Source organism: Arthrobacter endolithicus (assembly GCF_026627425.1).
Lineage (GTDB): Bacteria > Actinomycetota > Actinomycetes > Actinomycetales > Micrococcaceae > Arthrobacter_M.
On sequence record NZ_JAPNLH010000006.1, the window covers coordinates 179,981 to 203,975 of the forward strand.

The window sequence follows — 23,995 nt, forward strand, 5'->3', positions numbered from 1 at the left end:
AACGGCGGCTGGACTATGTCGGACGGCGTGGTGGCCGCCGTTGGCTGCCCGGAAGGGGGAGCTGGGGTACATCCGGTGGCAAGTAAAAGGGCTAACCCGACGGCGGTGACCAGGCTCTGGCGCTGTAGTTTGTGCATCATGCTGGGGCCTGCCTTCGAAAGTCCTGAAATTCGACCGGCCGTCGCGCACCCGCCGCTCGAACCAGCGCCGTTGTCGCCACGAGTAGGCCTAGGCTAGCGCCGACTGACAGGAATGGGTAGGGGTAGTTATCGGGCCGCTCAGCTACGTCCGGAAGGGGCAGCGCGCTTTCTAGTTGAGGCGGAGGCGACGGCGATGGTCCACCCGGCCGCTGATCAGCGCGATCACGAGCCCGATGACGGCCAGGCCCGCACCGACCACGGCGGGCGCGACATATCCCCAGCCCCAAGAGATGACGAGCCCGCCGAGGAAAGCGCCGAGGGCGTTGGCTACGTTCAGCGCGGCGTGGTTCAGTGAGGAGGCCAGCGACGGCGCATCGGGGGAGACATCCAGCAACCGGGTCTGTAGCGCTGGGACGAGCATGGCCCCGGCCGCGCCGACAACGAAAATCATCACCAGGGCGCTCCACTGGACATGGATGGCCAGGCTGTAGAGCAGCAGCATCAGGGCGATGAAGGCCATGACGGCGTAAATGCTGCCCAACACCGATCTATCCGCGATCTTCCCGCCGATGACGTTTCCGGTGACCATGCCCAGCCCGTACAGGGCCACGACGACGGGCAGGAAATCGGCTTGGAATCCCGCGACGTCCGTCATCGTTGGGGCGATGTAGGTGTACACGGCAAAGAAACCGCCGAATCCGACGATGCCGATCAATAGTGCGAGCCAGACCTGCAGGCGTTTGAGCGCGCCGAGCTCGGTGCGGATGCTGGCGTCTTTTGCGGCCTTCTGCGCCGGGACAAACCGGACAATGCAGGCCAGCGTCAGCAGACCTATCAGGGCCACCAGCACAAACATCAGGCGCCAACCGAATTGCTGGCCGATCAGGGTTGCCAGCGGGACACCGACGACGTTGGCGATCGAGAGCCCGAGCATCACCATGGAGATGGCGTGACCGCGCTTGGTCGGCGCCACCAAGGAGGCCGCGATCACGGCCGCCACGCCGAAGTACGCTCCGTGCGGCAGGCCGGCCACGAACCGGCTGACCAATAGTGAGCCGAAGTCTGGCGCAAAAAAAGAGGACAGGTTCCCCAAGGTGAAAAGCACCATCAATCCCAGCACCAGCTTCTTGCGCGGCAGACGGGCGCCGACGGCGGCCAGCACCGGAGCGCCGACCACCACCCCGAGCGCGTAGCTGGAAATCAGATGCCCGGCATCGGGAATACTGACGTGCACACCGTCGGCGACGTTGGGCAGCAGACCCATCATCGCGAACTCCGTCGTGCCGATGCCGAATCCGCCGACGGCGAGGGAAAAGATGGCCAGCGTAACCTGGCGGGGGGACAGGGAGGTCGTCGTCATTCGTCTCTCGGTAGCGTTTGGTTCAGAACAGCTGTTCATTGTCACGGACTGCGCTGTCCGGTTCCATCCTAAGTGGCCCTAAACTGGGGCCCGTGACAGTACTGAAGCAAATCGTCGGCGGGGCCATCGTGGATTCGCTGCAGAATCCCCGTAGGCTGCTTGCCGGCCGCCGCACCGCGCCCGTTGCCTACGCCGGAATGTGGGAATTTCCCGGCGGGAAAGTGGAACCGGGCGAAGCCCACGAGGCCGCGCTGCACCGTGAACTGCGCGAAGAGCTCGGCGTCGGGGTGCGGCTGGGGCCGGAACTGCCGGGTCCGACGGCGGCGGGCTGGCCGCTGAACGATCGGGCGGCTATGCGCGTCTGGCTTGCCGAACTGGTCCGCGGGACACCGGAACCGCTGCAGGACCATGATGAGCTGCGCTGGGTTGCACTCCACGGCGCTGCCGGGGAGCTGCTGGCCATGCCGTGGATACCGGCTGACCTGCCGATCGTGCACGCGCTGCTGTCCGCCGTCGGCCCGCAACAGGGCTGAATCCGGTTCTGTCCGTGGTGGCGGAAACTATGCCAGACTGGAGTTTCACCACATCCAGGAGGATCAGATGACGACGTCCGATGACCCTAAGGGCACTGACCCGCAGCAGGGGCAGTCAACCGGAGCGAAGGCCGGCCCCAGCGAAGACATGAAAAAGAAGTTCCGTGAAGCCCTGGACCGCAAGAATGGTCAGCACCATGCGACGGTCGAGGCGTCCACCGGCGCCAAGATCAACCATGAGCATGGCTCCGCCTCGCAGAAGCGGGAATTCCGGCGCAAGAGCGGGTAGGCAGCCGGCCTTCAGCTCCAGCAAGCAGACGACTGACTCATCCGCCTCATAGCGCCGACCTGGCGCGATGAGGCGGATGATTTTTTAGGGACGTCCCCAACCAGGTTGCCGTCTGCCTCGCGGCGGCTGCCGGCGCGGTCTGCTGAGGCACTCGCGTCACGGCCGGGGCGGGGTCCAGACCCAGTCCCGGATCTCCGGCAGGTCTTCCAGATACTGGTGAATGTACGCCTCATGCCGGGTCAGCATCTGCTGGCAGTGTTCTACGAGGGTCTGCGCGCCGTCGAAATGTCCCCGCACGCGCCGCAGGGCTTCCATCGCCAGATGAAAGCGGCTCATCTTGTTCAGCACGACCATATCGAACGGTGTCGTAGTGGTGCCCTGCTCGCTGTAGCCGCGGACATGGAAACGCTCCGGCATACTGCGCCCGTGCAGCAGCTGGTGGAACGCGCGGGCATAGCCATGCCATCCGACCACCACATCCACATCGGCAGTGAAGAGCTTATTGAATTCGGCGTCCGAGAGTCCATGCGGGTGGGCGTCCCGTGGCGGAAGCACCAGCAGGTCCATGACGTTGACGACGCGCACTCGCAGATCCGGCACATAGCGTTGAAGCAGCCAGGAGGCCGCCAGAATTTCCTCCGTCGGAACGTCGCCGATGCAGGCCAGCACAATGTCGGGCCGGGTCTCCGGCGCATCCTCGGCAGCGGTGCTGACGTCCGGATGGAGCTCCTGCAGTTCGTTCCCGGCCCAGTTCCAGATGGACGCTCCGGCTGCGGCATGCCGCCGGGCCTGCTCAAGCGTCAGATACTGCGGATGAGCCTGCTTGTCCACGACCAGCAGGTTGACGTAGTTCCGGCTCTGCAGCACGTGTTCGGCCGCGGCCAGCAGGGTGTTAGAGTCCGGCGGCAGGTACAGTCGCACCACAGAACCGGAGAGCGAGAGAACCGTGTCGATCAGCCCGGGCCCTTGATGGCTGAAACCGTTGTGGTCATTGCGCCAGCAGGTGGAGGTGAGCAAAATGTTCAGGCTCGGGACGGGTTTGCGCCATGCCAGCCCGCGCGCGTGCTGCAGCCACTTGACATGCTGAATGGTCATTGAAGCGCTCACCATGGCAAAGGCCTCATAGGTGGCGAACAGCCCGTGCCGCCCGGTGAGGAGGTAGCCTTCCAGCCAGCCTTGGCACAGATGCTCCGACAGGACCTCCATCACCTGGCCGCCGGCGGAGATGTGCTCGCCGCCGTCGTCGGCTTGTTCGAGCAAACAGCGGTCCGTTACCTCGAAGACGGCACCGAGGCGGTTGCTGTTTGTCTCATCGGGACAGAACAAACGGAAGCGCGCATCGGCCTGCGTATCGGTGTAGATATCGCGCAGCATTTCACCCAGCGGGCGGGTCGTCTCGTGTTTCGTGGAGCCCGGCACCCCGACCGTGAGTTCGTAGTTCTCCAGCGCCCGCAGCGGCAGGCTCTGCTGATCCGCACCCCCATTGGCAAACGGCGTGGCACCCATTCGCAGTTCGCCCGCCGGCGCCAGCGCGGCCAGCTCCGGCAGCAGCCGGCCGGACTCATCAAAGAGCGTTTCCGGCCGGTAGGAGCGCAACCAGTCCTGAAGCTGCCGCAAATGGTCGGGGTTTTCCCGCACCCCGGACAGCGGCACCTGGTGCGAACGGAAGGTTCCCTCCATCTTGATACCGTCCACTACCGCAGGACCGGTCCAGCCCTTGGGCGTGCGCAGGATGATGGCCGGCCAGCGCGCCGGACCCGTGACCGCGTTCTCCCGCGCGTCCTGCTGGATGTTTACGATCCGCCGATGTGCCTCGTCCATGGCTGCCGCGAGGGCCGGATGGACCTTGGCAGGGTCGTCGCCGGAAACCACGACAGGATCCCAGCCGTAGGCGGCTAAGAGGGCGGTGACCTGCGCGTCGGACTGGCGGCCCAACACCGTGGGACCAGAGATCTTATTGCCGTTCAGGTGCAGAATCGGCAGCACCGCACCGTCCCGGGCGGGGTTCAGGAAGGCGGGGGCCTTCCACGAAGCGGCCAGCGGCCCGGTTTCGGCCTCGCCGTCGCCGATCACGCAGGCCACGATCAGTTCCGGGTTGTCCATCGCAGCACCGGTGGCGTGGGCCAGAGCGTAGCCGAGCTCGCCGCCCTCGTGGATGGAACCGGGCGTCGGAGGACCCACGTGGCTGGGAATACCGCCGGGGGTGGAGAACTGGCGGATCAGCCGGCGCAGCCCGGCACCGTCCTCGGTGACCTCGGGATAAATCTCGGAGTACGTCCCTTCCAGATACACGTTGGCCACCACCGCCGGGCCGCCGTGTCCCGGGCCTGACACGAAAAGGACCTTGGCCCCGGTCTGGCGAATGAGCCGGTTCAGGTGGACGTAGAGCAGGGACTGCCCCGGGCTGGTGCCCCAGTGACCTAGAAGCCGCGGCTTAATGTGTTCCACCAACAGCGGTTCGCGCAGCAGTGCATTTTCCTGCAGGTAAATCTGCGCCACTGTGAGGTAATTCGCTGCGCTCCAGTAACGGTTCATCAGGTCGAACTCAGTGGATGAGCTGGTGGATGGGGAGTCTGGGAAACTGGAATTCAAGGCCGCCTGCTTACTGTTTGGCCGACGATTATGGTCGCTGGACGCGACAAGCCGGTGTCGGATAGTGGCTGCGGTCCCAGCGTGTCACAGGTCCGCGGTGATTGTTAGAGCCGGCGACCCGCTGGTGCTGGCACCCAACCGCAATCAGCGACCGCACCAAGAATGACGGTTCACCCGGGACCGACGATTCAGCCGGACCGACGATTCAGCCGAGACCGACGACGGCGGCTGTTGCCTCCGCGATGGCCCGCTCCTCATCGGTGGGCACCACCAGCACCGCGATAGCGGAATCAGGTGTGCTGATAACCCGGGCGTTTTTGCCGTGCACGCGGTTGGCGGCCTCGTCGAGGCTGATTCCCAGGGCCGTCAACCGGTCCGCTACCAGGGCGCGGAATTGCCAGGAATTTTCCCCGATACCGGCGGTGAAGACAAGAGCTTGAGCCCCGCCGACCGCCACGTGGTAGCCGCCGATGTATTTGGCCAGCCGGTAGGAGGCAATCCGCAATGCAGTCTGCGCTGCCTCCGCACCGCCGTCGGCCGCCTCGACCACCGAGCGCATATCGTTATTTCCGGCCAGACCAGTGAGGCCGGATTTCCTGTTCAGCAACTCATCGAGCGCGTCGGCGTCCAGGCCCTGGCGCTGCAGGAAGATCAGGATGGACGGATCGATGTCTCCGCTCCGGGTGCCCATTACCAGCCCTTCCAACGGAGTGAAGCCCATCGAGGTGTCGATGCTCTTCCCACCCCGCAAAGCAGTGACGGAGGCGCCGTTGCCCAAATGCGCAATAACGGCGTTGAAATGCTCCGGCCGGATGTCCAGCAGTTGGGCTGCCCGGACCGAGACGTAGCTTAGCGACGTGCCGTGGAAACCGTACCGGCGGATGCCAAAGTGGCGGTAGAGCTCATCCGGGACTGCGTACCGCCAGGCGTGCTCCGGGAGCGTGCGGTGGAAGGCGGTGTCAAAGACGGCTACTTGGGGAAGCTTGGGCCACTTTGCGGCAATCGCGCGGATGCCGAGGACATTCGCCGGATTGTGCAGTGGCGCCAACGGATTCAGCCGTTCAATGGCGCGGGTGATCTCGTTGTTGATCAGCACCGGTTCGCTGAAACGCTCCCCGCCGTGCACCACCCGATGTCCGACGGCATCGAGCTGACGGTCCCTGAGCACGCGCGAAACGGCCGCGTCGATCCGGTCCAGCGCCTCGGCGTGGTCCGCCACGGCGTCCGGCCCGGGATCCGAGCTGCCGATCCGGTCGATCAGGCCCTCCATCACGATGCCGCCGCTGCCGCCGTCGTCCCTGCTGCTGCCGCCGTCCCTGCCAGCGATATCACGGACCTGGTACTTGATCGAGGAAGAGCCGGAATTGAGTACCAGAATGAGCATGTCAGAGTGCCTTCTTGTCGATGGAGGAGACCTCGTTGTGCGCCGGGACGGTGTGCGCCTGGACGACGGTGATCGCCACCGTATTGACGATGTCCTCCACCGTGCAGCCGCGCGAGAGATCATTGACGGGCTTGCGCAGTCCCTGCAGGATGGGGCCGACGGCGACAGCTCCGGATGACTGCTGCACCGCCTTATAGGTGTTGTTGCCGGTGTTCAGATCGGGGAAAATGAACACCGTCGCCTGTCCGGCTACTGCTGAACCCGGCATTTTGGAGGCCGCGATGGACACATTGACGGCAGCGTCATATTGGATGGGCCCTTCGACGGGAAGATCCGGGCGGAGCGCGCGGACCAGGGCCGTGGCGCGGCGGACGCTTTCGACGGCGCCGCCGGAGCCGGATTCGCCGGTCGAGTAGGAGAGCATTGCGATGCGTGGCTGCACGCCGAACTGCGCCGCAGTCTCGGCGGAGGCAACGGCAATATCGGCCAGTTGCTCCTCATCCGGGACCGGATTGACCGCGCAGTCGCCATAGACCAGCACCCTGTCGGCGAGCAGCATCAGGAAGACTGAGGAGACTATCCGCACTCCGTCCCGGGTCTTCACGAATTCCAGTGCCGGTCGAATGGTATTGGCCGTGGTGTGCGCCGCGCCGGAAACCATTCCGTCCGCCTTGCCGAGCTGAACCATCATGGTGCCAAAGTAAGAGCCGTCAAGCATCACTTCGCGGGCCGCGGCCAGGTCGATGTTCTTGTGCGCCCGCAGCCTTGCGTATTCAACCGCGAATTCCTCCCGCAGCGGACTCTGGGCGGGATCCACGATGGACAGGCCGGCCAGGTCGACACCGGTGGCCGCGGCCAATTCGCGGATCTGTGCAACGGGTCCCAGCAGCGTCAGGTCACAGACGTCGCGCCGGCGCAGAATCTCGGCCGCCTGCAGGACGCGCACGTCAGTTCCTTCCGGCAGCACAATGCGCCGACGCTGCAGGCGCGCGCGTTCGATCAGCTCGTGCAGGAAGCGCAGCGGGGTCATCCGTTCGGGCCGGGGAAGAGTGAGCCGCTCCAGCAATTCGGACTCGTCCACGGCTTTGACCCAGGCGCCCAAGGCCGCGGCGGCCTTCCGGCGCTCTCCGGTGGCAATTTCACCCCGGACCTCGCTGACCCGCTTAGCGCTCTGGTAGGTGTCTTCCGGCACCGTGAAAACGGGAAACGGCGCATGCTCCAGCAGCGGCCTGATGTGTTCGTCCGGTGCCAGACCGCCGGTGAGGACAAGTGCCGAGGGAACGGGCAGCCTGGGCGAAAGCGCGGATGCCAGGGTGGCCACAATTACATCGGCACGGTCGCCGGGAGTGATGACCAATTCGCCGTCGAGCAGTACATGCAGGAAATTGCCGACGCTCATCGCGGCAACCTTAATGCCAGTCACATCTCGTTCCAGGTTCGCAGTACCGGCGATTCTGGTCCCGTTCAGAGCAGCGACGACGGCGGCCACGGTAGGGCGGGAGAGCTCCTCCAGCTCCGGAATCACATACACCGGGCGGTGTGACTTTCCGGGACGTACCGCGGCGAGAATATCCGCAACGTCGGCACCGTCAGCGCGGTTAACGATCATTGCCAGCAGCGAACAGCCCGCGGCGTCCAACTCGCGGCGGGCCACATCGACGGCGTCGGCTGCCTGCGCCGCGGTCAGGTCGCGTGCGCTCACCACCGCTACGACGAGGGCTCCCAGATTATTCGCCAGCCGGGCATTCAGATCAAATTCAACGGCGGCGTTCTGCCCTACCAAGTCTGTCCCCTCGACGATGATCACGTCGCAGTGGCGGGCCAGTTCGGCATAGATGGCGACGCAGGCCGCGTCGATTTCCTCGCGCCGCCCGGACGCCATGAGGCCGCGGGCCTGCGCATCCGTCAGTCCGCCCCGGCACCGTGACGCGTCGAGCCTGAAGTTCCGGCGCATCAGCAATACCATCGGATCCTGTTCGGGATCCGCCACCTGCACGATCGGGCGGAAAAATCCGATTCTGTCCGCGTGCCGGTGCAACGCATCCGCCAATCCCAAGGTGACCAGTGATTTACCCGATCCTGGCGACGTTGCGCTGACATAGATTCCGCGGGTCATCGGTTCTCCTCAACTGCTCGCTTCGTTTCAAGGATGGGCTGCTGCCTACCACGCTACCCGTGGCCGGAACCGGTGGATGCCGCCGCGGAAACGGAATCTCCCTTGCAGCAGTTTCTGTCAGAACAGCGTTGGCGCAGATGCGGCGAGGGAGAGCGGTGCGGATTCAGCAACCGGAGCGGGACTGTACCGTCCGGGTCCCGGAGCGGCCGGAAGGCTCCCGTCTGGGTAGCGCGCTTCCTCCGTCCGGGCGTCGTGGATGAATCCGTCGGTTCCGGCAAAGCCGTGCCGGGCCTTGAAGTGGCTGATCCGCCCGGCAAGCCATTGCCGGTAGTCCTTGTGCGCGTAGGAGCCCGTTGCATAAAGCCGGCGGTACCGTCCCACCAGCGCCGGGTGTTCCCTGGCCAGCCACTGCATAAACCACTCCCGTGTTCCGGGCCGCAGATACAATGCACCGGCGCTGACCCCGGTGGCGCCGGCCTTGGCCAATGCGCCGAACAGCGTGTCAAGTGCCTGATCTGAATCGGTAAGCCACGGAATGATTGGCATCGCCATCACACCGCAGGGCAACCCGGCCTCGCGCAGCCTGCTGATCAGGGCCAGCCGGGCCCGCGGGGAGGGTGTACCAGGCTCCAGCGTGTGTGCCAATGCCTCATCGGTGAGGGCCAGCGAGATCCCCATCCCGATGGGGACCTGCTGCCCCGCAGCCTTAAGCAAGGGGGTGTCGCGTCCGAGCAGGGTGCCCTTGGTCAGGATGGAAAATGGCGTCCCGGAATCAGTCAGCGCGTTGATGATATTGGGCATGAGTTTGTACCTGCCCTCGGCGCGCTGGTAGGGATCCGTGTTGGTGCCCAGCGCTACATGCTGGCGGCACCAGGTGGACTTCGCCAGTTCCCTGCGCAATACCTCACCGGCGTTGATTTTCACGACCACTTGACTGTCAAAATCCATCCCCGCATCAAAATCAAGGTAGGTATGGCTCTTCCGCGCAAAACAGTACACACAGGCGTGCGAGCAGCCGCGATAGGGGTTAACCGCCCAGCCGAAGGGCATTTTGGAGCCGGCGGCAACTTTGTTGAGTACGGACTTGGATACCACTTCGTGGAAGGTAATGCCCGCAAAATCCGGAGTGGATACGGTCCGGACCAGGCCCGCCAAGGGAAGCAATGCCGGGGCGGCTGCTGCCGTTTCCGGTGCCAACTCCTGGGTTTCCCAACGCATGCCTCAAGTCGAACATACATTCGATGCATTTGCAAGGATCGTCCCTCTGCTCCGTGCCCCGGGGCGCTGCGGGGGTACTGCCCTGCCGGGGGCTGGACAGCTAGGTTAGCGTGAGTACATGCAGCGCCGCGGTTCCTGCCCGGCGTCGCCCCGTCGAGCAAAGGAGCCCGCGATGTCCAACCTGGCCACTATTTTGACCAAGTCCGTAGAGTCCAACCCAGCCGGTATTGCGGTCAAGATGGACGACGTCGAGATCAGCTATGCTGCGATGGACGCCTTGAGCAGAAAGGTGGCCGGCCTGCTCAAGGACCGCGGGCTGGCGCCGGGGGACAGGGTTGCGTTGATCAGCCCGAACCTGCCGCTGATGCCCCCGATCTACTACGGCATTTTGCGGTTCGGCGCCATCGTGGTGCCGCTGAATCCGCTGCTGAAGTCCAGGGAAGTCCAGTACCATCTGACAGATTCTGGTGCCAAGATCGCCTTCGCCTGGGACGGCGTGCTCGGTGAGGTTGGTCCCGGGGCGGAGGCTGCCGGGGCGGACGTGATTTTGATCAATGCCGATCTGATGGGCCTGCTGGGAGCGGTCGAATCCGTGGATGAGACCGCCGAAGCGGCACCGGATGACAGCGCTGTCATCCTTTACACCTCCGGCACCACGGGCCGGCCAAAGGGGGCCGAGCTCACGCATGAGAACCTGCGCAGCAACGCCGAGTGTTCCACCGGCCTGTTCGGCGCGCAGATCAACGACGTGGTTTTCGGGGGCCTGCCGTTCTTTCACGTCTTCGGCCAGACTTGCGCGTTGAACGCGGCGGTCATGGCCGGCTGCACGGTGACCATCCTGCCAAAATTCGATCCGGTCAAGGCCCTGGAAATCATCGAGCGGGACAAGGTCACCATCTTCGAGGGCGTTCCCACCATGTACATCGCCCTGCTGCGGGCCCGCGCGGCTGAGGGGAACCGGGACAGGTTTGACGTCTCCAGCCTGCGCGTGGCAGCGTCCGGCGGATCCGCGCTGCCGTTGGAGGTGCTGCACGAATTTGAGCGGACCTTCGCGGCCACGTTGCTGGAGGGCTACGGCCTCTCCGAAACCTCCCCGGTGGTCTGCTTCAATCAGTTGGACGGGATCCGGAAGCCCGGTTCGATCGGCACGGCGGTCCGCGGAGCTCAGCTGCGGGTGGTCGACGAGGACGGACACGACGTCGAAGCCGGGACCGTGGGTGAACTCGCCGTCGCCGGCCCTTACGTCATGAAGGGCTATTGGAACAATCCTGAGGCCACGACGGCCGCCATCCCGGATGGGTGGTTCCGCACCGGAGATCTGGCCCGGATGGACGAGGACAGCGTGTTTTACATCGTGGACCGGAAGAAGGACATGATCCTGCGCGGCGGGTACAACGTCTACCCGCGTGAGGTCGAGGAGGTGCTGTACGAGCATCCCGCGGTGGCGGAAGCCGCCGTCGTCGGGCGCCCCGATGAAGTCCACGGTGAGGAAATTATCGCCGTCGTCGCGCTGAAGGAGAACGCGGCGGGTGCAGAGGACCCTGAACGCCTGGCCGCTCAGATCCAGGAATTCGTCAAGGACAGGATCGCGGCCTACAAGTATCCGCGCCAGGTGCTGATTGTCAATGCGCTGCCCAAGGGGCCAACGGGCAAGATCCTCAAGCGTGAAATTAGTACAGCTCCCACGTCACCGTAACAGCTGCGCCGACGCTGGATTCCCCGGCGGCCAGCGGGAGCGCGGCAACGCTCACCGCGCGGGTCATCATCGGCGTAGGCGCAGGCCCGACGGCGGCAAGCTCGCCTTCGGTGACGGCGTGCACCGCCCCGAGGGAGCGGCCGGCCAGTGCCGCGAACTGTCCGGCCTTGGCCTTGGCATCGGCCCAGGCCGCGTCCCGTGCCTGTGCGGCCGCTCGGGACGGATCGGCGACGGAGGACTCTAAACCGTTAAGCCGGACGTCGTTGCCGCCGGCCTCCACCGCCGCTGCAATGACGCCCTGCACTTCGCTCCCGAAGTCCAGCTGCACGGCCAGCGAACTGCTGACCAGGTAACCGGTCACCACATTTCCCGATCGCTCCTGCCAATTGGTCTCCGCCCGGATATTGAGCGCATTGCTGCTGATGTCAGTCCCCGGAATGCTTAGTTCGTGCAGCCGGGCCAGAATTGCCGTCACCGCGGCGGCCGCGGCGGAAAAGGCATCCGGCACCGAACTCTGCCGGGTTTCAATGCCGATGTTAACAGTCAGCCTGTCGGGTGCCTGGCTGCAGGAGCCCCGGCCGGTCACTGTTACCTGCCCCGGCCCGGCCGCCGGGCCTATACCAGTCGTGGGGCCGGCCGCAGCAGAGGGCGGGAACTTCTGCTGCCGTGCCGTCATCGGGATACCTCGGTTTCGGTGCGGGTTGTTTCGGTGCGGGTCATTGTGTCGGCCGTTGTACGTGTTCTCTGGCGGCAAATACGCCGGACGGTAGGATGCTGCCGGTACCCGCCATCGTCGAGCCCGGCCTGGCGTTCGAAGAGGTTCCGGCTTCCCGGCTCCCCGGTGCGCCACAGCGAAAACAACGCGCAGGCGGCGTAAAGGGGCAAAAATGGCAGGCCCAGACACCAGACGTATTGCGTGCTGTGCCGCGCTTCATGATTCAACAGCGCCGGATTTGCATCAATGAACAGGCGGTCGGCGCGGTAAAGCACCACATTCCCCACGGTAAAGGCTCCGGCAATGGGGAGCCGGGGTCGGTAGCCGATAGCCAGGATCAGTCCCTGCGGGCCGGGCTGCAGTGCGGTGCCTGCCAGCAGCGCCAGCGCAAGCCCGGCGGGGGTGGACAGATTCAGCAGGTTCAATATCCTCCGGAGCCGCTGCCAGCCAGTCATGGATCCATCGTAAGCCTGCCTTATTACGGCGCCCGGCCGATGGCATTCCGGCGCCGTGCCGCCCGGGGCCGGTGCGAAGCCGCGACTCGGCCCCGCGCCGCGTTCAACTAGACTAAGCGGGGCGGGAAACCGACCCGCACTTTATCCTGACGAACTTAGGTAATAACAGTTGATGTCTGAGAATACAGAGACTCCCGGGGGCTCCGGGATCACCGCGTCGGCGCCGGACCCGACCGATAACGCCGCCGTAGGTGCCGCCGTCGAGCATGCCGTAGCGGCCTTTGCCGCAGCCGTCACGCTGGACGAACTCAAAGCTGCCCGCCTGGCGCACACGGGGGAAAAATCTCCCTTGAGTCTGGCCAACCGCGGCATCGGGGCGCTCGCAAAGGAGCAGAAGGCCGCGGCGGGAAAGCTGATGGGTGCATCCCGCGGCCGGGTCAATAAGGCGCTCGCAGCCCGGACGGCGGAGCTGGAGGCGGAGGACGCAGCGCGGATCCTGCTCGAGGAAACCGTCGACGTCACCGCAGCGCCGCGTCGTCGCCGCGCGGGTGCCCGGCACCCGTTGTCCACCCTGCAGGAACGGGTGAGTGACATCTTCGTGGGCATGGGGTGGGAAATTGCGGAGGGGCCGGAGCTGGAGAGTGAATGGTTCAACTTTGATGCGTTGAATTTCAAGCCGGACCACCCCGCCCGTGAAATGCAGGACACGTTCTTCGCCGAGCCGGCCCAGGCGCATCTGGTGCTGCGCACGCACACCTCGCCGGTTCAGGTGCGGTCCATGCTCGAACGCGAGCTGCCGATTTATGTGCTGTGTCCGGGCAAGGTGTTCCGCACCGATGAACTTGACGCCACGCATACCCCGGTCTTCCATCAGTTCGAGGGCCTGGCGATTGACCGCCATCTGTCCATGGCAGACCTGCTGGGTACATTGGAGCACTTCACCCGCCAGCTGTTCGGCGAAGAGGCCAAGGTCCGGCTGCGGCCCAACTATTTCCCCTTCACCGAACCGTCCGCAGAGCTGGATATCTGGCATCCGGGCGCCAAGGGCGGCGCCCGCTGGATCGAATGGGGAGGCTGCGGGATGGTCAATGCCAATGTGCTGAGGGCCGCCGGCATTGATCCGGAGATCTATTCGGGGTTTGCGTTCGGTATGGGCATTGAACGCGCACTGATGTTCCGCAATGAGGTCGGGGACATGCGGGACATGATAGAAGGCGATGTACGTTTCAGCGAGCACTTCGGGATGGAGATCTAAATGCGAATCCCTCTTTCATGGCTGCGCGAGTATGCCCAGGTACCGGCGGATGCACGCGCCGAGGATGTTATGGCCGAGCTGGTCAAGGTGGGGCTGGAGGAAGAAGCCGTCCACCGGCCGATGGACCAGCTTCAGGGTCCGATTGTGGTGGGTCAGGTGCTGTCCATAGTCAAGGAGCCGCAGACGAACGGCAAGACGATCAACTGGTGCGAGGTCCGGGTTGTCCCGGCGGGTCAGCAGCAGACGCTGACGGGCGACGGCGTCGACCCCTCCGGGGTGCAGGGGATCGTCTGCGGGGCGCACAACTTCGAGGTGGGCGACAAGGTTGTTGTTACCCTGCCCGGTGCGGTCCTGCCAGGGGATTTCCGCATTTCGCCGCGTAAAACCTATGGTCATGTCTCCGCCGGGATGATTGCCTCGGTCCGTGAGCTGGGCATCGGCGAGGATCATGACGGGATCCTGGTGCTCGGTACATTGGCCCTGGATCCGGAGCTGGGCTCGGATGCGCTGGAGCTGCTGGGTCTCTACGACGAAGCCGCGGAAATCAATGTCACGCCGGACCGCGGGTACTGCTTCAGCATCCGCGGAGTGGCGCGGGAATACGCACATGCCACCGGGACGGCCTTCACTGATCCGGCCGACGGCGTCAAGGTCACCGCCGCGTCGGGCACGGGCTACCCCGTGCAGCTGCAGGATGATGCGCCGATTTACGCCAGGCCCGGCTGCGACCGGTTTGTGGCCCGCACCGTGCGCGGCGTCGATGCCGCTGCACCCACTCCAACCTGGATGTCCGCCCGGCTTCGGCTGGCCGGCATCCGGTCTATCTCGCTCGCGGTGGACATCTCCAATTACGTCATGTGGGAGCTGGGTCAGCCCCTGCATTGCTACGATGCGGACAAACTTTCCGGCGACATTGTGGTGCGCCGGGCCCGCAGTGGGGAAAAGCTGGAAACCCTGGACGGCAAGGTGCGTGCCCTGGACGTGGAGGACCTGCTGATCAGCGATGATTCCGGCGGCATCGGGATTGCAGGCGTAATGGGCGGGGCCGCGACGGAGGTTTCCGCCGGCACCACCAACGTGCTGATCGAATCCGCGCATTTTGATGAGGTCAGCATCGGCCGGTCGCGCCGCCGCCATAAACTGCCCTCGGAGGCCTCCAAGCGCTTCGAACGCGGAGTCGACTGGGAGATTGCCGACGTTGCAGCCCAACGAGTGGTGGACCTGCTGGTCGAGCTGGCCGGCGGCACCGCTGAGACGACGGCCACTGACGTCGGCACTAAACCTGTGCCCGTGGTGATTGGCCTCTCCGGCGGCTATGCCTCCGCGCGCATCGGCATCGATTTCACTGATGAGCAAATAACGACGGCGTTACGGGACATAGGCGCCACACTCACCCCCGGCGCGGCCCACGGTGCCCAGACCGCCGTCGGCAATTGGTACGACGTGACGGTTCCTAGCTGGCGTCCCGATCTGGAAACCCGTGACGATCTGACCGAGGAAATTGCCCGATTGGTGGGCTATGACAAGATTCCCTCCACCTTGCCGGTTGCTCCTCCCGGGCGAGGGCTGACACGGGTGCAGCAGCAGCGCCGTCGGCTGGTACAGGCACTGGCCGATGCCGGTCTCACCGAGGTACTGGCGTATCCCTTCGCGGCCAAGGCAGCTAACGAGACGTTTGGCACGGCCGATGCGGATGCGCCGCGGCAGATGATTAAACTGGCGAACCCGATCAGCGAAGAACAGGGTTACCTGCGGACCTCGATCCTGCCCGGCTTGCTCGAGATCGCACGGCGGAACCACTCCCGCGGCTTCCGGGATCTTGCCGTGTTTGAGGCCGGCCTGGTGTTTCTGCCCGACGGCGGAACGCTGGGCACCGACCAGATTCCCCCGCTGGGCATCAGGCCGTCCGAGGCGGTGCTCGATACACTGTACGACGGGTTGCCCGCGCAGCCGCTGCACATTGGGGCGGTATTAACCGGTAAAGATTCACCGCTGGCCGCCGGCCACAGCGCCCGTGCCTGGGACTACGCCGATGCACTGGACCTGGCCCGGCTGGCCGGAGATGTGCTGGGAGTTGAGGTGGTGCTCACGCAGGGGTCACACCAGGCTTTTCACCCCGGGCGCACGGCCGAGCTGTCGCTGCGCAGCGGAGAGCGCATCGGTTATGCAGGCGAGCTGCACCCGAAGCTGCTTGCGGAGCTGGATATGCCGGCCCGCTCGGTGGCGCTGGAGTTGGACGCCGATAAGCTATTCGACGCGGCCCCGGACGTCATAGTGGCCAAGCACCTTTCCACCTTCCCGATCGCCACCCAGGACGTTGCCCTGGTGGTCCCGGCCCAGATTCCTGCAGTACAGGTGTTGGAGGCCTTGCGCTCCGGTGCCGGCGAACTGCTGGAGGATGTTGCGCTGTTCGACGATTACCGCGGGCCGGGCCTGGGCGAGGGAATGAAGTCCCTTGCCTTCGGGCTGCGCTTCCGGGCGCCGGACCGTACGCTCACCGCCGAGGAGGCCTCCGCGGCACGGGAAGCGGCCGTCGCCGTTGCTGCGGAAAGGTTCGGGGCCATCCTCCGGGCATAAAGCGCCGGCTTTTGCGGCCGTTAGGGAATGAGGAGGACCTTGCCGGTGGTTTTGCGTCCGGCGAGGTCAGTATGGGCGCGGGCGGCATCCGCGAGCGGATAGCGCGCCCCGATCCGGACCTTCAGCGTCCCGTCCGAGGCGGCGCCGAACACCTCGCTGGCGCGCCACCGGCGTTCCTGCGGATTCTGCAGGAAGTCCCGGAGGGTGGGACGTGTAGTACTCAGGGAACCGCCGGTATTGAGCCGCTGCAGGTCAAACGGGGGCACCGGGCCGGACGCCCCGCCGAAGAGGACCAGCATGCCACGGACCCGCAGCGACGAAAGCGAGCCGTCGAACGTGTCCTTCCCAACGCCGTCGAACACTACATCGACTCCGGCACCGTCCGTCAGTTCACGCACCCGGTCGGAGAATCCCTCGTAGCGCAGCACCTCGTCCGCACCGGCTTCCCGTGCCAGCTGTTCCTTTTCATCGGAGGAGACCGTCGTGATTACTTTGGCGCCGCGTGCCTTGAGCAGCTGAGTCAGCAACAGTCCCACACCACCTGCTCCGGCATGCGTGAGCACCGTTTGTCCGGGCTCCACCCGGAAGGAAGAATTCATCAGGTAGTGCGCCGTCATGCCCTGCAGGGGCAGAGCTGCAGCAACGTCATCCGGCACGCCGTCCGGAACGGGCAGCGCCTTGAGGGCATCGACGAGGACGTATTCCGCGTACGCGCCGCTGGCTTCACCGGTGGCCACCCGCTGCCCGAGAGTAAACTCCTCCACGCCCTCGCCCAGGGATTCGACGGTGCCTGCCGCCTCGGCTCCCGGCGTCAGCGGGAACGGGACCTTGTACAGGCCGCTGCGCTGATAAGTATCGATGAAGTTGACGCCAATGGCGGAAACCTTCATCAGCAGCTGTCCGGGCCCCGGTGTCGGTTGCTCTACGTCTGCGAGCCCAAGCACCTCCGGGCCGCCGAATTCCTGCGCCACGATTGCCTTGCTCATAGGTGTACCTTTCTGTTGATGCCGCTCGTGCCCGTTGCTGCCGCTGGTGTTGCGCCGCGGACGACGGTCCGGGCAGCCGGGCCGTCTGATTCCATGCTACGGCCGAGACAGCGGCGCCGTGCAGTGGCACCATGGAAGGACAGGCCGCGCCAAAGCGAAACGGGTGCGAAATCGGACACGCCGCGCGCGGCAGCCCCGACTACACTCTCAATTCTGAAGAGCCGGTTATGGCGACCATCTCCGGCGGGCCGGCAATCCTCTTGGTGATGCATAATTATTCGCAGCAGCGCATAAATGTACGGTAGGATCGGGGCATGACGATTTCTGTAGCGGTATCCGGAGCGAGCGGTTATGCCGGGGGAGAGGTGCTCCGCCTCCTGGCCAGCCACCCGGACGTGACGATCGGCGCCATCACGGCGCACAGTAATGCCGGCACGCGTCTGGGAGAAGTGCAGCCGCATCTGCATTCGCTGGCGGATCGACTGCTGGAGGAAACCACCGTGCAGAACCTTTCCGGCCATGACGTAGTGTTCCTGGCGCTCCCGCACGGTGCATCCGCGCAGGTCGCCCGGCAGCTTCCCGCCGAAACGCTGGTCATCGATGCCGGGGCGGACCATCGGCTTGAGGACCCGGCGGCGTGGGAAAAGTTTTACGGCTCCGCGCACGCCGGCACCTGGCCCTACGGACTTCCGGAACTGCCCGGACACCGGCAAAGGCTGCGCGACGCCCGCCGCATCGCCGTTCCGGGGTGTTACCCGACGTCCGCCCTGCTCGCGCTGGCCCCGGGGTTTGCCGCCGGCGCGCTGCTGCCCGACGACGTCGTCATCGTCTCCGCGTCCGGCACCTCGGGCGCAGGGAAGGCGGCGAAGGTGAATCTCCTCGGCTCCGAGGTGATGGCCTCGATGAGCCCTTACGGTGTGGGCGGCGGGCACCGGCACACGCCGGAAATTGAACAGGGACTCTCCGCCGCAGCGGGAACGGCCGTCACGGTGTCCTTCACCCCGACGCTTGCGCCGATGAGCCGCGGCATTCTTGCCACGGCCACCGCCAAGGTGGCGCCCGGGCTGCTCAAAGACGCTCCCGGAACCGCTACAGCATCTACCGGCGAGGATGCCGGCACAGCGTCGGTAGGCACAGCGTCGGCCGGCACGGATGCCGGTGTTGCCGTCGCTGCGCAATTGCGCCAGATCTGGCTCGATGCCTATGAGGACGAGCCGTTCGTCCATGTCCTGCCGGAGGGCCAGTGGCCTTCCACGAAATCCGTGCAGGGGTCCAATCATGTGGCGATGCAGATTGCCTTTGACGCCCATGCGGGCCGGGTGATCGTGTGCTGTGCCATCGATAATCTGACGAAGGGCACCGCCGGCGGCGCGGTGCAGTCCATGAACATTGCGCTCGGTCTCGACGAGACGAGCGGCCTGAGTTTCCAAGGAGTAGCACCATGAGCGTGACCACAGCGAAGGGATTCCGGGCTGCCGGCGTCACTGCCGGGCTGAAATCTTCCGGCTCGTCGGATCTTGCCCTGGTCCTCAACGACGGCCCGTTAAAGAACGCGGCGGCGGTTTTCACCTCCAACCGGGTAGCAGCGGCTCCCGTGCAGTGGTCCCGCCAGGTTCTGCGCGACGGCCGGGTGGACGCTGTCCTGCTCAATTCCGGCGGCGCCAATGCCTGCACCGGGCCGGAGGGTTTCCAAAACACGCACCGGTCGGCGGAGAAGGTGGCTGAGCTGCTGGGCCTGTCCGCAACCGATGTTGCCGTTTGTTCCACCGGCCTGATCGGCGAGCAGCTGCCGATGGAGAAGCTACTGCCCGGCATTGAGGGCGCTGCGGCGGCGTTGACGGAAAGCGGCGGTCCGGCGGCGGCAGCGGCGATCATGACCACGGACACCGTGGCCAAAGAAGCGGTATTCGCCGGTAGCGGGTATTCAATTGGTGGCATGGCCAAGGGTGCCGGCATGCTGGCCCCCGGGCTGGCGACGATGCTCGTCGTGATCAGTACCGACGCTGTCGTCGAACCGGATGGACTGGACGCGGCGCTGCGCGATGCGGTCCGGGTCAGTTTTAACCGCACCGACTCGGACGGCTGCATGTCCACCAACGACACGGTGCTCCTGCTGGCCTCCGGTGCTTCCGGAAGCTACCCGGACATGGACGAATTCAGTGCCGGGCTGGCCGGGCTGTGCCAGGAGCTGGCCCGGGCGTTGATCGGCGATGCCGAAGGCGCCAGCCATGACATTGCCATCACCGCGGTGAATGCTGCCAGCGAGCAGGATGCTGAGCTGGCGGCCCGGGCCGTGGCACGCTCCAACCTGTTCAAGACCGCGATCTTCGGCAACGACCCGAACTGGGGACGGGTGCTCGCCGCAGTCGGCACCACCGACGCGATCTTCGAACCCGATCAGTTGAATGTGGCCATCAACGGGGTCCAGGTCTGCCGCGATGGGATGATCGGGGACTCACGGGATTTGGTCGATCTGACGCCGCGGCAGGTCAATGTGGAGATCGATCTGCGGGCAGGGGACGCGACGGCCACCATCCTGACCAACGACCTGACGCATGAGTATGTGGAAGAAAATAGCGCCTACTCGTCCTAAAGGAGATCCGTCCTGAGGAACACCACAACCAGCCGAGGAACCGCATGAACTCCGTAGCAGCAGCGCAGGATAAGGCCGCCACACTGATCGAGGCACTGCCCTGGATCCAGCGTTTCGCCGGGACCGTCGTCGTCGTTAAATACGGCGGAAACGCGATGATCAATGATGAGCTGCGCCGGGCGTTCGCCGAGGACATCGTCTTTTTGCACCATGTAGGGATTAAGCCGGTCGTGGTGCACGGCGGCGGTCCGCAAATTAACGCCATGCTGAACAGGCTGGGCATCGAATCTGAGTTCAAGGGTGGTTTGCGCGTCACCACGCCGGAGGCCATGGACGTGGTCCGGATGGTGCTGACCGGCCAGGTGGGCCGCGAGCTGGTGGGACTGATCAATGCGCACGGTCCCTACGCCGTGGGATTGTCCGGCGAAGACGGGGCCCTGCTGCAGGCCGAGCGGACCGGGACCATTGTCGACGGCGAGCTGGTGGATCTGGGCCAGGTGGGCGAGGTGGTGGGGGTGAACCCCGGTTCCATCCTTGACCTGCTCGACGCCGGGCGGATTCCGGTGATTTCCACCGTTGCCCCGGAACTCTCCAATGCGGAATCGGTGCTCAACGTCAACGCTGACACGGCCGCGGCGGCACTGGCCGTGGCGCTGCAGGCTTCCCGCCTGGTCATTCTGACCGATGTGGAGGGGCTGTACGGGAACTGGCCGGACAAGTCATCGCTAATCTCCGCGATTGGTGCCACCGAGTTGCGCAATCTGTTGCCGGTCCTCGAATCCGGGATGATTCCCAAAATGGAAGCGTGCCTGAAAGCGGTCGACGGCGGCGTGCCGCGTGCCGCCGTCGTCGACGGCAGGAGCGCCCACTCGATGCTGCTGGAGCTCATCACGACCGCCGGTATCGGCACCCAGGTTTTTCCGGACGAAGAGGATCAGTCATGACCGAGGACGTCAGCAAGCCGCAGCCCGATGCCCTGGTTCAGCTGCTGGCGACCAGTTCCGCCCTGGAGTCAGCTCAGACCACTGCGGCAGCTCAGACCACGGTGCCAGCTCAGACCACAGTGCCAGCTCAGACCACGGTGCCAGCTCAGACCACGGGGGCTTCGCCCACAGAGGCTGCGACCAACGCAGCTGCCAACCCGACCGCCGGGAACGCGTGGTTGGCCCGGTATTCACATTCCCTGATGGGGGTCTTTGGCACCCCGCAGCGGGTTCTGGTGCGCGGCAACGGTGCCGTGGTCTGGGACGCGGATGGCAAGGAGTATCTTGATCTGCTCGGCGGCATTGCCGTCAATGCGCTCGGCCACGCCCATCCGTTCGTGACGTCGGTGGTGGCAAGTCAGCTATCCACTCTTGGACACGTCTCCAATTTCTTCACCAGTCCCACCCAGATCGCCCTGGCCGAAAAGTTGCTCGCACTGTGCGGGGCGCCAGAGGGCTCCAAGGTGTTCTTCGCCAATTCGGGGACGGAGGCCAATGAGGCCGCCTTTAAGCTGGCGCGCGCGCACGGCAAGAAGCACAGCCCGGAAGGCGGCCCGGCACGGAACATGATCATCGCTTTGGAGGGCGCTTTTCACGGCCGGACTATGGGGGCCCTGGCCATGACGGCCAAGCACGCCTACCGCGAACCCTTCGAACCCATGCCCCCCGGAGTGCTGCACATTCCCTTTAATGACATTGCCGCGCTGCGAAGCGCCGTCGATGAAACCGTGGCCGCCGTCATCCTGGAGCCCATCCAGGGCGAGGCGGGCGTTCGCCCGCTGTCCGCCGAATACCTGCAGGCTGCCCGGGACATCACCCGCAGGGCTGGAGCATTGCTGATCCTGGACGAGGTTCAGACGGGCATCGGCCGGACCGGCGAATGGTTCGCGGGTCTTCCAGGAGCCGGTGCAAATGACGTCCCGGCGGACGCGGCGAACCTCCCGGACGCTGTGACCCTGGCGAAGGGCCTGGGTGGGGGATTCCCCATTGGTGCGCTGATAACCCTGGCGGCGGGACCGTCGGAGTTGCTTTCCGCCGGCCAGCACGGGACCACCTTCGGCGGCAATCCTGTCGCCACGGCTGCCGCGCTGGCGACGCTTCATGTGATCGAGTCAACCGATGTGCTGGACAATGTGCGCCGCGTCGGTGCCGTTTTGGGGCAGGGGCTGGCCGCCACCAAGGGTGTGACGGAGGTCCGGGCGTTCGGGTTGTTGATTGGCTTCGATCTGGACCGTCCCATAGCGGCGGAGGTGGTCCGGGTGGCCTTGGATGCCGGTTTCATCATCAATGCCCCGGGCGCCGCGACCATCCGTCTTGCCCCGCCGCTCATTCTGACCGAAACCCAGGCCCACCAATTCCTGGCGGCGTTGCCTGGAATTCTGGCACAGGCAGCACAGGCAGCACAGGCAGCACCCGCAGCCACTGCCACCAGCCCCAGCACCAGCACCAAGGGAGAATCATCATGACCCGCCACTTTCTTCTCGACACTGATCTTTCACCGGCAGAGCAGGCCGAGGTCCTGGCACTGGCGGCCGCGCTGAAAAAGGAACCGTATTCGCGCAGCACCTTTGCCGGCTCGGGTGCCGGTCGCCAAACCGTCGCCGTGATCTTCGATAAGACGTCCACCCGCACCAGGGTCTCCTTCGCCACCGGCATTGCCGACTTGGGCGGCGCACCTCTGATCATCGGAGCGGGCGATTCCCAGCTGGGGCACAAGGAATCCATCGCCGATACCGCCAAGGTGCTCGAGCGGATGGTGGCCGGCATCGTTTGGCGTACCTATGCGCAGGCCGGCCTGGAGGAAATGGCGGCACATTCTTCCGTTCCGGTGATCAATGCGCTCTCCGATGACTACCACCCGTGCCAGCTGCTGGCGGATCTGCTGACAATTCAGGAGCACAAGGGCACCCTGGCGGGACTGACCATGACGTATCTGGGCGACGCGGCCAATAATATGGCCAATTCCTACCTGCTGGCGGGCGTGACCGCTGGGATGCATGTGCGCGTTGCCGGTCCGCAAGGCTACCTGCCGGATACCGCCGTCGTCGCTGCAGCCAAGACCCGGGCAGCGGAAACCGGCGGTTCGGTTCTGATCACAACGGATGCGGCGGCGGCCTGCGCCGGAGCCGACGTGCTCGCCACCGACACCTGGGTGTCGATGGGGCAGGAAGACGAGAAGGCGGCGCGGCTGGAGCTGTTCAAGGACTACGCGCTCGACGACGACGCCCTCGAGAAGGCGGCTCCGGACGCCATCGTCCTGCATTGCCTGCCGGCATATCGCGGCTACGAAATTTCCGCCAGCGCCATTGACGGGCCGCAGTCAGTGGTCTGGGACGAGGCAGAGAACAGGCTGCACGCGCAGAAGGCGTTGCTGGTCTGGCTGGTGGAACAGTCCGCCAGGGAAGCAGCCACGGGTGCTCCAGCACCGGCAGTAGCAACGGAAGCAGCAGCCGCCGGAGCGGAAGCATCCGGACCAGCAGCGCGGGCACCGGCCCAATGACAGCGGCGGCTGCCGTTCCGGGCGCTGGGACGCCCGCAACAAAAACGGCACGGCAGGGGCGTCTGGTTGCCCTGTTGACCAGCCGGCCGGTGCGCTCGCAGGCGGAGCTTGCTGCACTTCTGGCCGACGACGGTTTGGTCGTCGGCCAGGCAACCCTGTCGCGGGACCTGGTGGAGCTCGGCGCGGTCCGGGTCCGCGGTGAGGGCGGCACCTTGGTGTACGCGCTGCCGCAAGAGGGCGGCGACCGTAGCCCGCAATGGGCCCTCTCGCAGGAATTGCTCGATGCCCGCCTGACCCGGCTGTGCGCCGAGCTGCTGGTCACCGCGGAGGCATCAGCGAATATCGTGGTGCTGCGGACGCCTCCGGGGGCTGCGAATTTTCTGGCCCTGGCCATTGACCACTCGGTCATGCCCACGGTGCTCGGCAGTATTGCCGGGGACGATACGGTCATGCTGATCACCCGCGACCCGCAGGGCGGAGCCGACGTTGCGGAGCGTTTCCTGCAGTTTGCGGCCGAACCGGCGGCGGGCTGGTAATGCAATAGCGCCGCCGGCGGGCTGGTACTAAAACGGCGCCGGAACCCCTAACGTAATTCAAGACGAA

19 protein-coding genes are annotated in these 23,995 nt (G+C 65.2%); 11 read left to right on the top strand and 8 right to left on the bottom strand.

All coding sequences use genetic code 11. The annotated features are described in order from the left end of the window. Positions 1 to 309 precede the first annotated feature (309 nt). On the bottom strand, positions 310 to 1,500 hold the full coding sequence (locus OS914_RS07535) for an MFS transporter (RefSeq protein WP_267545423.1): 1,191 nt from the start codon (positions 1,498 to 1,500) through the stop codon (positions 310 to 312). A gap of 92 nt (positions 1,501 to 1,592) precedes the next feature. On the opposite strand from OS914_RS07535, the gene OS914_RS07540 reads away from it, so the two are divergent. Further along, on the top strand, positions 1,593 to 2,033 hold the full coding sequence (locus OS914_RS07540; protein WP_324290629.1) for a (deoxy)nucleoside triphosphate pyrophosphohydrolase: 441 nt from the start codon (positions 1,593 to 1,595) through the stop codon (positions 2,031 to 2,033). Positions 2,034 to 2,100: 67 nt separating this feature from the next. Beyond that, positions 2,101 to 2,322, top strand: a complete 222-nt coding sequence (locus OS914_RS07545; protein ID WP_267545424.1) for a DUF5302 domain-containing protein — start codon at positions 2,101 to 2,103, stop codon at positions 2,320 to 2,322. Positions 2,323 to 2,478: 156 nt separating this feature from the next. Here OS914_RS07545 and OS914_RS07550 read toward each other — a convergent pair whose 3' ends face one another. The 4 genes from OS914_RS07550 to OS914_RS07565 all read right to left on the bottom strand — a co-directional run bounded on the left by OS914_RS07550 (position 2,479) and on the right by OS914_RS07565 (position 9,632). Then, positions 2,479 to 4,914 (bottom strand): phosphoketolase family protein, encoded by a 2,436-nt coding sequence (locus OS914_RS07550; RefSeq protein ID WP_267545425.1) that lies wholly within the window; start codon positions 4,912 to 4,914, stop codon positions 2,479 to 2,481. Between the two features lie 205 nt (positions 4,915 to 5,119). Further along, positions 5,120 to 6,298: an acetate/propionate family kinase gene (locus tag OS914_RS07555; protein WP_267545426.1), complete on the bottom strand. Its 1,179-nt coding sequence runs from the start codon at positions 6,296 to 6,298 to the stop codon at positions 5,120 to 5,122. 1 nt (position 6,299) lies between these two features. Beyond that, positions 6,300 to 8,414 carry a phosphate acetyltransferase gene (gene pta, locus OS914_RS07560; protein ID WP_267545427.1) on the bottom strand — a complete coding sequence of 705 codons (2,115 nt, stop codon included), beginning with the start codon at positions 8,412 to 8,414 and terminating at the stop codon, positions 6,300 to 6,302. 117 nt (positions 8,415 to 8,531) lie between these two features. Beyond that, a complete protein-coding gene (locus OS914_RS07565) occupies positions 8,532 to 9,632 on the bottom strand; it encodes an Rv2578c family radical SAM protein (protein WP_267545428.1) in 1,101 nt (366 codons plus the stop codon). Positions 9,633 to 9,804: 172 nt separating this feature from the next. Here OS914_RS07565 and OS914_RS07570 point away from each other — a divergent pair, with 172 nt between their 5' ends. Further along, positions 9,805 to 11,328, top strand: coding sequence for a long-chain-fatty-acid--CoA ligase (locus OS914_RS07570; RefSeq protein WP_267545429.1), 1,524 nt, complete (start codon positions 9,805 to 9,807; stop codon positions 11,326 to 11,328). Here the strand turns inward: OS914_RS07570 and OS914_RS07575 are convergent. Both OS914_RS07575 and OS914_RS07580 read right to left on the bottom strand, forming a co-directional pair. Then, a complete protein-coding gene (locus tag OS914_RS07575; RefSeq protein ID WP_267545430.1) occupies positions 11,303 to 12,004 on the bottom strand; it encodes an SIMPL domain-containing protein in 702 nt (233 codons plus the stop codon). The genes OS914_RS07570 and OS914_RS07575 overlap by 26 nt on opposite strands. Then, positions 12,001 to 12,498 (bottom strand): hypothetical protein, encoded by a 498-nt coding sequence (locus tag OS914_RS07580; RefSeq protein WP_267545431.1) that lies wholly within the window; start codon positions 12,496 to 12,498, stop codon positions 12,001 to 12,003. The genes OS914_RS07575 and OS914_RS07580 overlap by 4 nt, the downstream gene beginning before the upstream one ends. 172 nt (positions 12,499 to 12,670) lie before the next feature. Here OS914_RS07580 and pheS point away from each other — a divergent pair, with 172 nt between their 5' ends. Beyond that, positions 12,671 to 13,753 carry a phenylalanine--tRNA ligase subunit alpha gene (gene pheS / locus OS914_RS07585; RefSeq protein WP_267545432.1) on the top strand — a complete coding sequence of 361 codons (1,083 nt, stop codon included), beginning with the start codon at positions 12,671 to 12,673 and terminating at the stop codon, positions 13,751 to 13,753. Further along, positions 13,754 to 16,330, top strand: coding sequence for a phenylalanine--tRNA ligase subunit beta (pheT, locus tag OS914_RS07590; protein WP_267545433.1), 2,577 nt, complete (start codon positions 13,754 to 13,756; stop codon positions 16,328 to 16,330). Positions 16,331 to 16,350: 20 nt separating this feature from the next. Here the strand turns inward: pheT and OS914_RS07595 are convergent, their stop codons facing one another. Beyond that, positions 16,351 to 17,316, bottom strand: a complete 966-nt coding sequence (locus OS914_RS07595; RefSeq protein WP_267545434.1) for a quinone oxidoreductase family protein — start codon at positions 17,314 to 17,316, stop codon at positions 16,351 to 16,353. A 314-nt stretch (positions 17,317 to 17,630) separates the two neighbouring features. Here OS914_RS07595 and argC point away from each other — a divergent pair, with 314 nt between their 5' ends. Genes argC through OS914_RS07625 form a run of 6 tightly spaced genes read left to right on the top strand, consistent with a single transcriptional unit; the run spans position 17,631 to position 23,928 of the window. Beyond that, complete coding sequence (argC, locus tag OS914_RS07600; RefSeq protein WP_267545435.1) at positions 17,631 to 18,761, top strand: N-acetyl-gamma-glutamyl-phosphate reductase; 1,131 nt, start codon at positions 17,631 to 17,633, stop codon at positions 18,759 to 18,761. Beyond that, positions 18,758 to 19,909, top strand: a complete 1,152-nt coding sequence (argJ, locus tag OS914_RS07605) for a bifunctional glutamate N-acetyltransferase/amino-acid acetyltransferase ArgJ (protein ID WP_267545436.1) — start codon at positions 18,758 to 18,760, stop codon at positions 19,907 to 19,909. Before argC ends, argJ begins: the two co-directional genes overlap by 4 nt. Before the next feature lie 44 nt (positions 19,910 to 19,953). Beyond that, on the top strand, positions 19,954 to 20,853 hold the full coding sequence (argB, locus tag OS914_RS07610; RefSeq protein WP_267545437.1) for an acetylglutamate kinase: 900 nt from the start codon (positions 19,954 to 19,956) through the stop codon (positions 20,851 to 20,853). Further along, a complete protein-coding gene (locus OS914_RS07615; protein ID WP_267545438.1) occupies positions 20,850 to 22,358 on the top strand; it encodes an acetylornithine transaminase in 1,509 nt (502 codons plus the stop codon). Before argB ends, OS914_RS07615 begins: the two co-directional genes overlap by 4 nt. Continuing rightward, a complete protein-coding gene (gene argF / locus OS914_RS07620) occupies positions 22,355 to 23,392 on the top strand; it encodes an ornithine carbamoyltransferase (RefSeq protein ID WP_267545439.1) in 1,038 nt (345 codons plus the stop codon). The genes OS914_RS07615 and argF overlap by 4 nt, the downstream gene beginning before the upstream one ends. After that, entirely contained in the window at positions 23,389 to 23,928 is a 540-nt protein-coding gene (locus tag OS914_RS07625) for an arginine repressor (RefSeq protein ID WP_267545440.1), read from the top strand. Before argF ends, OS914_RS07625 begins: the two co-directional genes overlap by 4 nt. Positions 23,929 to 23,995 lie beyond the last annotated feature (67 nt).

Coding starts and splice junctions, on each gene's coding strand:
- argJ (WP_267545436.1), top strand. CDS start 18,758: ATGAGCGTGACCACAGCGAAGGGATTCCGGGCTGCCGGCGTCACTGCC.
- OS914_RS07565 (WP_267545428.1), bottom strand. CDS start 9,632: ATGCGTTGGGAAACCCAGGAGTTGGCACCGGAAACGGCAGCAGCCGCC.
- OS914_RS07555 (WP_267545426.1), bottom strand. CDS start 6,298: ATGCTCATTCTGGTACTCAATTCCGGCTCTTCCTCGATCAAGTACCAG.
- argC (WP_267545435.1), top strand. CDS start 17,631: ATGACGATTTCTGTAGCGGTATCCGGAGCGAGCGGTTATGCCGGGGGA.
- OS914_RS07625 (WP_267545440.1), top strand. CDS start 23,389: ATGACAGCGGCGGCTGCCGTTCCGGGCGCTGGGACGCCCGCAACAAAA.
- OS914_RS07615 (WP_267545438.1), top strand. CDS start 20,850: ATGACCGAGGACGTCAGCAAGCCGCAGCCCGATGCCCTGGTTCAGCTG.
- OS914_RS07535 (WP_267545423.1), bottom strand. CDS start 1,500: ATGACGACGACCTCCCTGTCCCCCCGCCAGGTTACGCTGGCCATCTTT.
- OS914_RS07575 (WP_267545430.1), bottom strand. CDS start 12,004: ATGACGGCACGGCAGCAGAAGTTCCCGCCCTCTGCTGCGGCCGGCCCC.
- pheS (WP_267545432.1), top strand. CDS start 12,671: ATGTCTGAGAATACAGAGACTCCCGGGGGCTCCGGGATCACCGCGTCG.
- argF (WP_267545439.1), top strand. CDS start 22,355: ATGACCCGCCACTTTCTTCTCGACACTGATCTTTCACCGGCAGAGCAG.
- OS914_RS07580 (WP_267545431.1), bottom strand. CDS start 12,498: ATGACTGGCTGGCAGCGGCTCCGGAGGATATTGAACCTGCTGAATCTG.
- OS914_RS07595 (WP_267545434.1), bottom strand. CDS start 17,316: ATGAGCAAGGCAATCGTGGCGCAGGAATTCGGCGGCCCGGAGGTGCTT.
- OS914_RS07545 (WP_267545424.1), top strand. CDS start 2,101: ATGACGACGTCCGATGACCCTAAGGGCACTGACCCGCAGCAGGGGCAG.
- OS914_RS07570 (WP_267545429.1), top strand. CDS start 9,805: ATGTCCAACCTGGCCACTATTTTGACCAAGTCCGTAGAGTCCAACCCA.
- pta (WP_267545427.1), bottom strand. CDS start 8,414: ATGACCCGCGGAATCTATGTCAGCGCAACGTCGCCAGGATCGGGTAAA.
- pheT (WP_267545433.1), top strand. CDS start 13,754: ATGCGAATCCCTCTTTCATGGCTGCGCGAGTATGCCCAGGTACCGGCG.
- argB (WP_267545437.1), top strand. CDS start 19,954: ATGAACTCCGTAGCAGCAGCGCAGGATAAGGCCGCCACACTGATCGAG.